The organism is Clostridioides sp. ZZV15-6597 (genome assembly GCF_020657815.1).
In the GTDB taxonomy this organism is placed as follows: domain Bacteria; phylum Bacillota; class Clostridia; order Peptostreptococcales; family Peptostreptococcaceae; genus Clostridioides.
Genome location: NZ_JAGWCT010000130.1, coordinates 1 through 9,478 on the forward strand (window position 1 = coordinate 1; position 9,478 = coordinate 9,478).

The 9,478-nt window shown below is 31.1% G+C and carries 11 protein-coding genes; all 11 read right to left on the reverse strand.

The annotated features are described in order from the left end of the window. Positions 1 to 199: 199 nt before the first annotated feature. Positions 200 to 1,438, reverse strand: a complete 1,239-nt coding sequence (fabF, locus tag KGF52_RS18700) for a beta-ketoacyl-ACP synthase II (RefSeq protein ID WP_227434107.1) — start codon at positions 1,436 to 1,438, stop codon at positions 200 to 202. Positions 1,439 to 1,466: 28 nt separating this feature from the next. Beyond that, positions 1,467 to 1,691: an acyl carrier protein gene (gene acpP / locus KGF52_RS18705; protein WP_227827096.1), complete on the reverse strand. Its 225-nt coding sequence runs from the start codon at positions 1,689 to 1,691 to the stop codon at positions 1,467 to 1,469. A 76-nt stretch (positions 1,692 to 1,767) separates the two neighbouring features. Beyond that, positions 1,768 to 2,517, reverse strand: a complete 750-nt coding sequence (gene fabG / locus KGF52_RS18710; RefSeq protein WP_227841228.1) for a 3-oxoacyl-[acyl-carrier-protein] reductase — start codon at positions 2,515 to 2,517, stop codon at positions 1,768 to 1,770. Next, positions 2,517 to 3,467, reverse strand: a complete 951-nt coding sequence (gene fabD / locus KGF52_RS18715) for an ACP S-malonyltransferase (protein ID WP_227827094.1) — start codon at positions 3,465 to 3,467, stop codon at positions 2,517 to 2,519. The genes fabG and fabD overlap by 1 nt, the downstream gene beginning before the upstream one ends. Positions 3,468 to 3,482: 15 nt before the next feature. Continuing rightward, entirely contained in the window at positions 3,483 to 4,412 is a 930-nt protein-coding gene (fabK, locus tag KGF52_RS18720; protein ID WP_227827093.1) for an enoyl-[acyl-carrier-protein] reductase FabK, read from the reverse strand. A 108-nt stretch (positions 4,413 to 4,520) separates the two neighbouring features. Next, positions 4,521 to 5,507, reverse strand: a complete 987-nt coding sequence (locus KGF52_RS18725) for a beta-ketoacyl-ACP synthase III (RefSeq protein ID WP_227841229.1) — start codon at positions 5,505 to 5,507, stop codon at positions 4,521 to 4,523. 25 nt (positions 5,508 to 5,532) lie between these two features. Further along, complete coding sequence (plsX, locus tag KGF52_RS18730; RefSeq protein ID WP_227841230.1) at positions 5,533 to 6,555, reverse strand: phosphate acyltransferase PlsX; 1,023 nt, start codon at positions 6,553 to 6,555, stop codon at positions 5,533 to 5,535. 10 nt (positions 6,556 to 6,565) lie between these two features. Beyond that, positions 6,566 to 7,123 carry a transcription factor FapR gene (gene fapR / locus KGF52_RS18735; RefSeq protein ID WP_227434100.1) on the reverse strand — a complete coding sequence of 186 codons (558 nt, stop codon included), beginning with the start codon at positions 7,121 to 7,123 and terminating at the stop codon, positions 6,566 to 6,568. A 202-nt stretch (positions 7,124 to 7,325) separates the two neighbouring features. After that, positions 7,326 to 7,502, reverse strand: a complete 177-nt coding sequence (rpmF, locus tag KGF52_RS18740) for a 50S ribosomal protein L32 (protein ID WP_003419113.1) — start codon at positions 7,500 to 7,502, stop codon at positions 7,326 to 7,328. A 24-nt stretch (positions 7,503 to 7,526) separates the two neighbouring features. Next, positions 7,527 to 8,051 carry a YceD family protein gene (locus tag KGF52_RS18745; RefSeq protein WP_227482193.1) on the reverse strand — a complete coding sequence of 175 codons (525 nt, stop codon included), beginning with the start codon at positions 8,049 to 8,051 and terminating at the stop codon, positions 7,527 to 7,529. 92 nt (positions 8,052 to 8,143) lie between these two features. Beyond that, complete coding sequence (locus KGF52_RS18750; protein ID WP_227841231.1) at positions 8,144 to 9,340, reverse strand: acetate kinase; 1,197 nt, start codon at positions 9,338 to 9,340, stop codon at positions 8,144 to 8,146. Between the last annotated feature and the right edge of the window lie 138 nt (positions 9,341 to 9,478).

Below are 9,478 nucleotides of genomic sequence, written 5' to 3' on the forward strand. Positions count from 1 at the left end.
GTATATAACCTCTCAATAATTTATGATACAATATATCAAAATGATTTACAACATGTGCTAGAATTAAATTTTAATAAAAAAGTTCCCTAAATTAGACATTTATTCTAATTTAGGGAACTTTTAATTTAGTTAATATAAATTTATAAAGTTAAAAACAAGTGCTTGTTTTTTAATTCTATTTTTAATATTTGTAACTTATTTATACATATTTTTTTAGTACAATTGTAGCATTATGTCCACCAAAACCTAAAGAATTTGATAGTGCATATCTAATATCTTTTTCTTTACCTTTATTTGGAACATAATCTAAATCTAAATCTTCACCAACTTCTTGTATATTTATAGTTGGAGGTACAAAATTATCTTCTATACTCATTGCACAAACAACTGCTTCTATTGCACCTGATGCCCCTAATAAATGACCAGTCATAGATTTTGTTGATGATACACATAAATTATATGCATTTTCTCCAAATACAGTTTTTATAGCCATAGTTTCATATAGGTCATTATAATAAGTTGAAGTTCCATGAGCATTTATATAATCAACTTCTTCTAGTGGAACATTTCCATCTTTTAAAGCCATATTCATAGACCTAGCTGCTCCTTCTCCATTTTCAGCTGGAGTTGTCATATGATATGCATCAGCAGTTAAACCATATCCTACTACTTCTGCATATATTTTTGCACCCCTTGCTAAAGCATGTTCTAAGTCCTCTAATATAACAATACCTGCTCCTTCTCCCATTACAAATCCATCTCTGTCCTTATCAAATGGGCGTGATGCAGTTTTAGGGTCATCATTTCTAGTTGACATAGCCTTCATATTACAGAATCCAGCAAATGCAAGCCCTGTTACAGCAGCTTCAGAGCCTCCTGCTACCATAATATCTGCATCTCCTCTTTGTATAACCTTAAAGGCATCACCTATTGAATGAGTTCCTGATGCACAAGCTGTACATACATTAGTATTAGGTCCTTTTGCTCCTAAAAATATTGAAACTTGACCAGCTGCCATGTTTCCTATCATCATAGGTACAAATAGTGAACTTACCCTTTTATTTCCTTTTTCCAAAAGAATTTTATGCTGAGTTTCTATTGCTTCAACTCCACCTATACCAGAACCTATTATAACTCCTACACGTTCTCTATCAACTTTATCTAAATCAAGATTTGCATCTTCAACTGCTAATTTTGCAGAAACTATTGCAAATTGAGCAAATTTATCTAATCTCTTTAATTCTTTTTTGCTTATATATTCCTCTGGATGAAAATTTTTAACTTCTCCTGCTATTTGAGTTTGATATGTGCTAGCATCAAAATTAGTTATTTTATCTATACCAGATACTCCAGATTTTATATTGTTCCAGAACTCTTCTTTTCCTGTTCCCAATGGTGTAACACATCCAAGTCCCGTTATTACTACTCTTTTATTCATCTGATACCTCCACTTTTTTAAAGCTCGACTATTTGTTAGCTTCTATATAGTTAACTATGTCCCCTATAGATTTGAAGTTTTCTGCTTCTGTATCTGGTATTTCTATACCAAATTCATCTTCAAGTGCCATTATTATTTCTACTGCATCTAATGAATCTGCTTCTAAATCTTTCATTAATGATGTTTCCATAGTTATTTCTTTATCCTCTACTCCTAATTGTTCTATTATTATTGCTACAACTTTATTAAACATTGTGTTCCTCCTAAGATTTTTTATTTTAATTTTTATTTTAAATAGATTTCTCTACTTTTTAAAGTATTATTTTTTATTATTGCATTACCATTCCGCCATCTACATTTAGCACTTGTCCTGTTATATAACTTGACATATCACTAACTAAAAATGCTACAGCATTGGCTACATCTTCTGGTTTACCATAAGATTTTTTTGGTATATTTAATAGTGTTGATTCTTTTACATCATCACTTAGTACTTTAGTCATATCTGTTTCTATGAATCCTGGTGCTACTGCATTTATATTTATATTTCTTGATGCTACTTCTCTTGCAGAAGATTTTGTAAATCCTATAACACCAGCTTTTGATGCACAGTAATTAGTTTGACCTACATTTCCCATGATTCCAACTACTGAAGTCATATTTATTATTTTACCATATTTCTTTTTCATCATAGGTTTAATAACTGCTTTTGTACAATTAAATACACCTTTTAAATTTATATCTATGACTCTATCAAAATCTTCTTCTTTCATTCTCATAAGTAATGCATCTTTAGTTATACCTGCATTATTAACCAATATATCAATTTTTCCAAACTCTTTTATGACAGAGTCCATCATTTGATTTACTTCATCAGATTTAGATACATCACATTTTATAGAAGTACATTTTACACCCATACCTTCTATTTCACTTTTAGTTTTTAGGGCTTCATCCTCTTTAGAAGTATAATTGATTACTAAATCAGCCCCAAGAGATGCTAGTTTCTTTGCTATCTCTTTCCCTATACCTCTAGAGCCACCAGTAACAATTGCTACTTGTCCTGTAAGATTTATCATTATATCTCTCCATTTCCATAATCTTGTACAAATTCATTTAAAGAATCTATACCATCTATATTGTAAATATTCACACTTGCTTTTTTATTAGATGCTATCTTTTTAATAAATGCTTTTAAAGTTTTTCCTGGTCCCATTTCTATAAAAGTATCATAACCATCATTTAATAATCTTTCTATAGAATCTTCCCAAAGTACAGAAGAGCTTACTTGTTTTATAAGCAAGTCTTTACCTTCATTTTCATAGTAATCTGCATTTACATTTGCTACTACATCAACTTTAGGCTTAGTTATATTAACTTTGTCTAATTCACTAGCTAGTTTTAATCCAGCTTCTCTTAGCATTGATGAGTGGAAAGGTCCACTTACATTTAATTTAACAGCTCTTTTTGCTCCTGCTTCTTTACATTTTACCATTGCTTCTTCTATCTTTTCATTTTCACCAGATATAACTATCTGACCAGGAGAATTGTAATTTGCTACTTCTACAATCCCTCCTTGTATATCTTTTACAACATTGCCTAATATTTCTCTATCTAAACCTAAAATAGCTGCCATAGCTCCAACCCCTGTTGGCACTGTTTCCTGCATAAATTTACCTCTTTTTTTAACTAGGCATACAGCATCTTTAAAATCAATTGCATCTGCTGCAACTAGTGCGCTATATTCTCCTAAAGATAAACCTAAACATGCATCATACTTTAAATCTATTTTTGATTGTATTGCTTTTAGTACAGCTACACTATGTGTAACCATAGCTGGTTGAGTATTTTCAGTTTTAGAAAGTTCTTCTTCACTACCCTCAAACATAAGTTTTTTTAAATCTATATTTAAGGCACTACAAGCCTCATCTATTACATTTTTAGCAACCTCGTTATTTTCATATAAATCCTTAGCCATCCCTACATATTGGGCTCCTTGACCAGGAAATACTAGTGCAACTTTTCCCATCATGCTCCTCCTGATTTACAGTTCTATGCCTGGCATAATCTCTTTTGCTTGATTTACCATAGTTTCTATAATTTCTTTACAAGGTGTTATTTTTTTTACCATAGCAGCACTTTGACCTGCCATAAATGAACCTTTTTCTATATCTCCATCTACTGTTGCAAACCTTAAAGCACCTGTACCTTTTTTGTCTAATTCTTCAGGAGTAGCTCCATTTTGTTCCATCTTTAAGAATTCTTTTGATAATTTATTTTTTAATGTTCTTACTGGATGACCTGTACTTCTTCCTGTGACAATTGCATCTCTATCTTTTGCTTTTAATACTAATTCTTTATAGTTTAAATGTACAGCACACTCTTCACTACAAATAAATCTAGTTCCTACTTGAACTGCATTAGCGCCTAGTGCAAATGAAGCAACAATACCTCTACCATCTACAATACCACCTGCTGCTATTACAGGTATATTAACAGCATCAGCAACTTGTGGAACTAAAACCATAGTAGTAAGTTCTCCTATGTGTCCTCCACCTTCTGTACCTTCAGCTATTACTGCTGTAGCTCCTAATTTTTCCATTCTCTGTGCTAAAGCTATTGTTGGTACTACAGGTATAACTTTTGTTCCAGCTTCTTTTAATCTGTCCATATACTTTGCAGGATTTCCAGCCCCAGTAGTAATAACTTGAACCTTTTCTTCTATAATTAAATCTATTATATCATCTACAAATGGTGACATAAGCATTACATTTACACCAAAAGGTTTATCTGTTAATTCTTTACATTTAACAATCTCTTCCTTTATAGCTTCTTTTGGTGCATTTCCTGCTGCTATTATTCCAAGTCCACCTGCATTAGATACAGCACTTGCTAATGATGCAGTAGCTACCCATGCCATTCCCCCTTGGATAACTGGGTATTTTATATTTAACAGTTTGCAAATTTTATTCATATCATTCTCCTTCACTTAAAATCATAAAAGTAAACTTTTTATTGTAAATTAACTTTAATTTTTAGATAAAGCTAATTTTGTTAATTAAAGAATTTCAGATGTTCTATACTATAAAGTCCACTTAACGACTGAAGCTCCCCAAGTTAGACCTCCACCAAAGCCAACTAAAACTACATTATCACCTTTTTTGATTTTTCCTTCTTTATATGCTTCATCTAGCGCAACAGGTATAGATGCAGCAGACATATTTCCATACTTATTTATATTTACATAAACCTTATTCATATCAATCCCTAATCTCTTAGAGGATGCTTGTATTATTCTTATATTAGCTTGATGTGGTATTAGATAGTCTATATCAGTTGTATTTAAATTTGCTTTTTCAAGAGCTGTTAAAGATGTTTCTGCCATCTTTCTAACTGCAAACTTAAATACATCACTACCTGCCATCTCTATTGTATGTAGATTAGCTTCTACAGTATCTTTACTTGCTCTAAGTCTTGAACCTCCAGCAGGTATCTTTAAACAGTCTTTTCCCCTACCATCAGAACCCATATGTGTAGATAGGATTCCACCTTCACTTACAGGTCCAATAACAGCTGCTCCAGCACCATCTCCAAATAGTACTGCTGTTGACCTATCATTGTAGTTTAGAAACTTAGAGCAAGTTTCTGCTCCTATTACAAGTACATTTTTATAACAACCAGTTTCCACAAATTGCTTTGCAATAGTTACTCCATATACAAATCCAGAACAAGCTGCTGATATATCAAATGCAGTAGCATTCACTGCTCCTATTGCTTCTTGTACTATACATGCAGTTGAAGGCAAAGACATATCAGGAGTAATTGTTGCCAAAATAATCAACTCTATATCCTCTACATTTAACTTTGCACACTCTATAGCTTTTAAAGCAGCCTTAGATGCTAGGTCAGAAGTTGCCTCATTATCTTCTACAAACCTTCTTTCCTTAATACCAGTTCTAGTGCTTATCCACTCATCTGATGTATCCATTATTTTTTCGAAGTGAAAATTATCATATGATTTCTCAGGTAGATAACTTCCCACACCTAATATTCCAGCCTTTGTATTCATTATATATTAAACCTCCAAAACGAGTTTATTCATTTTCGTTATTTTTATTTTCTTCATTATATTTACTTATAAATTGATTGATATCCTCAACAACTTTTCCTTTTGTAAATTTTATCCCTTGATTTATAGCATTTTTTATAGCTTTAGCATCAGAGCTACCATGAGCCTTTATAACTCCTCCATTTAATCCTAAAAGTGGAGCTCCTCCATACTCAGAATAATCTATAAAACTCTTTAATTTCTTTAAATCATCTTTTATAAGTAATGCTCCTATTTTGCTTTTTGTACTAGCCATAAAAGTTTCCTTTATAAGACTCATAACTGAAAGAGCTACCCCTTCAGCAGATTTAAGTAATATATTACCCGTAAATCCATCACAAATAATTATATCTGTATATGCATTTATAACCTCTCTAGCTTCTACATTTCCTATAAAATTTAAATCTAATTTTTTAATTTCTTCATATGATTTTTTAACTAAATCATTGCCTTTACCTTCTTCTAGTCCAACATTTGCTAGTGCCACTTTAGGATTTTCAAGTCCCAACACTTTTCTTGAGTAAATATTACTCATAGCTGCAAATTCAACTAGATTCTTAGATTTACAATCTGCATTCGCACCGCAGTCTGCTATAAGTGTCATTCCTCGCTTTACATTTGGTATTGCTGAGCATAAGCAAGGTCTATCAATTCCTTTTATTCTACCGACTACAAATAATCCACCAGCAAGTAAAGCTCCTGTGTTTCCAGCTGATATTATAGCATCTGCCTTACCTTCTTTTACGAGGTTTAATGCTACTACCATAGATGAATCTTTTTTGCTTCTTATGGCCTTAACTGGTTTATCTTCATTTTCTATAATCTCAGTAGTATGAACTATTTCTAGTTTATTTCTATCAAATTCATAATTTGAAAATTCCTTTTCTAATAAATCTTTATCTCCTGTGATTATTAAATCTACTTGATATTCTTTTATAGCATTTACTGCGCCTTCTACATTAGATTTTGGTGCATTATCTCCACCCATTCCATCTATTACTATTTTCATGATTTTCCTCCTAATCTAACTCTTCAAAGATAAACTTTCCTCTAAATATTTGCTCTTGGGCTTTATTATTGATAACAACTTTTACATAATGCTTTTTGTCTATATTTCTATACACTTCTGCTTTTGCTATAAGTCTGTCTTGTTGTTCTATCAACTTAAAACATTTTACATTTGCAACTCTCATAATAACTTTAGGTGCATCTATTATAGCCATTGCTAATGAATCTGCTAGAGAAAATATATACGTATCTTTCAAAGTATTAGTTTTAGAGTAAATCATGTCCTCTGTAACTTCTAACATAGATATACCTAATTGCCCTACAGATAAATCAATGATTTCGCCTGTAATTTCCTTTACTCCTAAAGTCTTTACTTTTGAACTCTGAGTTTCTGCTATTGATTTGACTCTTTCTCTTAGCTCTGGTATGTTTAGACTCATTCTATCTAATCTTATTGTCTGTATACTCACATTAAACAAACTTGATAATTCTTCATCAGTATAAAAAGGATCAGTCTTTAGCATATCTATAAGCTCTTGTTGTCTTTGGGCTTTACTCTTCTTTTTCATGTTCCCTCCAAATTTTATAGCTGTAATTAGTACCAGCTACTAATAGTAGTATATAGTAACACACAAAAATTTTCAATACTTATATTATTATTTTTCTAATTTTTAATATGCATAAAATCCATTTATTTCTCTAGTAAATCATCTTTTTTTATATGTACAAAAAAAACATGTAGAGTATACTCTACATGTTCTTTAGAAGCTATTACTTAGATACAACTTCTTTACCTTTATAATATCCACAGTCTGGACACACTCTATGTGGTAATTTTGGCTCATGACATTGTGGGCAACTTACAAATCCTGTTGCTTCCATCTTTGAGTTAGCTGCTCTTCTCATTTTTGTGTTTGATTTAGACGTTTTACGCTTTGGTACTGCCATTTACGCCACCTCCTTAGTCAAAATTTAATTAAATAAATCTTTTAATTTAGCAAAACGAGGATCTATGTATTCCTCATCGTTTGTAATTTCACTGCAAGAACATTCTCCTTCATTTAAGTTTGCTCCGCATCCTTGACAAAGACCTTTACAGTTTTCACTACAAAGAACTTTATGAGGCACATTAAAATCTAATGTCTGTTCTATTATATCAATAAGGTCGATTTCTTCACCATCGAATATAAAAGGATCAAATTCCTCAAATTCATCTTCATCATAATCTTCTTCTTTTACTAAAAAACCTTGTATAGAATACTCTAATGGTATTTCTACTTCTTTAAGACATCTTGAACAATTGTCAACAATTGTAAAATTGACATCTATATCTAGATATAAACCTTTATTAGTCTTTGATACTTTACCTTTTAAATTTACAGGTGATACTAATTTGTAAATCTCATCACAATAACTAATAGTATCAATTTTTTCACAAAAATTCAAGTCTATTTTGTCAGTTTCTTTTCTATTTATTTTTTCTATGCTAACTTTCATTAAGTTCACCTCAACATATCACCAAATTTATTATACAAATCTAGCATTTGTTTGTCAAGTATTTTTACTTGATAGGCATAAGTTTAATTAAATTATTTTACTAATCTTAATGTATCTCTAGCTATCATTAATTCTTCGTTAGTTGGTATTAAAAGCATTTTTACTTTAGAGTCATCAGTAGATATTACTGTTTCTTTTCCTCTAACATCATTAGCTTCCTTATCTAATTTCATTCCTAAGAATTCCATATTAGAAGCTATATCTGCTCTTATAGCTTTTCCATTTTCACCTACACCAGCAGTAAATACTACAACATCTAATCCATTCATTTCAGCAGCATAAGCACCTATATACTTTTGTACTTTTTTAACATAAGCTTCTAATGTTGCTTGAGCTCTTTCATCTCCATTTTTAGCTGCATCTTCTATATCTCTAAAATCACTAGAAATTCCAGTCATTCCATATACTCCAGATTCTTTGTTCATTAATTTATCTAATCCATCAGCATCTAAACCTTCTTTTCTCATTAAGAAAGGTAATATAGCAGGATCTATATCTCCACATCTAGTTCCCATTATTAATCCTTCTAATGGAGTGAATCCCATAGATGTATCTATACATCTTCCACCATCAACAGCAGCTATAGAAGCACCATTTCCTAAGTGACAAGTTACTATTTTTAAGTCTTTTATATCTTTTCCTAATATCTCTGCTGCTTTTTGAGATACATAGTTATGAGAAGTTCCATGGAATCCATATCTTCTTACTCCATATTTAGTATATAATTCATGAGGTAAACCATATAAGTATGAAGATTTAGGCATTGTTTGATGGAAAGCAGTATCAAATACTCCTACCATTGGTACATCTGGAAGTATAGCTTTACAAGCATCAATTCCCATTATGTTTGCTGGATTATGAAGTGGAGCTAAATCTATACATTCTTTTAAAGCTTCTTCTACTTCTGGAGTTATTACTACTGAAGTTGCAAATTTTTCTCCAGCATGAACAACTCTATGCCCTACTGCATCTATTTCTTTCATTTCTTTAACTGCACCAAATTCTGGATGAGCAACAGCTTCTAACACTAATGCTATTGCATCTTTATGGTCTTTCATTGGTTGTTCAACAATGTATTTATCATCTCTTCCTGCTTTTTCATGTTTAAGTATAGAACCTTCTATTCCTATTCTTTCAACTAATCCTATACATAAAACTTCTTCATTACTCATATCTATTAATTGATATTTTAATGAAGAACTCCCACAGTTTAATACTAATATTTTCATTATTATTTCCTCCTTAGATTTTTATAAATAATATGTAATCAGTTTTGATTCATAATAAGTGTCTAAAACCCTATATTTTGTTATTTTGTCATAGATATATTATTGTATACATTAAACGATTTTCATAAATAATATATC

Bases quoted from the DNA above. Each gene is read 5' to 3' on its own strand.
- rpmF (WP_003419113.1), bottom strand. From the start codon at position 7,502: ATGGCAGTACCAAAGCGTAAAACGTCTAAATCAAACACAAAAATGAGA.
- plsX (WP_227841230.1), bottom strand. From the start codon at position 6,555: ATGAAAATAGTAATAGATGGAATGGGTGGAGATAATGCACCAAAATCT.
- fabD (WP_227827094.1), bottom strand. From the start codon at position 3,467: ATGGGAAAAGTTGCACTAGTATTTCCTGGTCAAGGAGCCCAATATGTA.
- KGF52_RS18725 (WP_227841229.1), bottom strand. From the start codon at position 5,507: ATGAATACAAAGGCTGGAATATTAGGTGTGGGAAGTTATCTACCTGAG.
- acpP (WP_227827096.1), bottom strand. From the start codon at position 1,691: ATGTTTAATAAAGTTGTAGCAATAATAATAGAACAATTAGGAGTAGAG.
- fabK (WP_227827093.1), bottom strand. From the start codon at position 4,412: ATGAATAAAATTTGCAAACTGTTAAATATAAAATACCCAGTTATCCAA.
- KGF52_RS18745 (WP_227482193.1), bottom strand. From the start codon at position 8,051: ATGAAAGTTAGCATAGAAAAAATAAATAGAAAAGAAACTGACAAAATA.
- KGF52_RS18750 (WP_227841231.1), bottom strand. From the start codon at position 9,340: ATGAAAATATTAGTATTAAACTGTGGGAGTTCTTCATTAAAATATCAA.
- fapR (WP_227434100.1), bottom strand. From the start codon at position 7,123: ATGAAAAAGAAGAGTAAAGCCCAAAGACAACAAGAGCTTATAGATATG.
- fabG (WP_227841228.1), bottom strand. From the start codon at position 2,517: ATGATAAATCTTACAGGACAAGTAGCAATTGTTACTGGTGGCTCTAGA.
- fabF (WP_227434107.1), bottom strand. From the start codon at position 1,438: ATGAATAAAAGAGTAGTAATAACGGGACTTGGATGTGTTACACCATTG.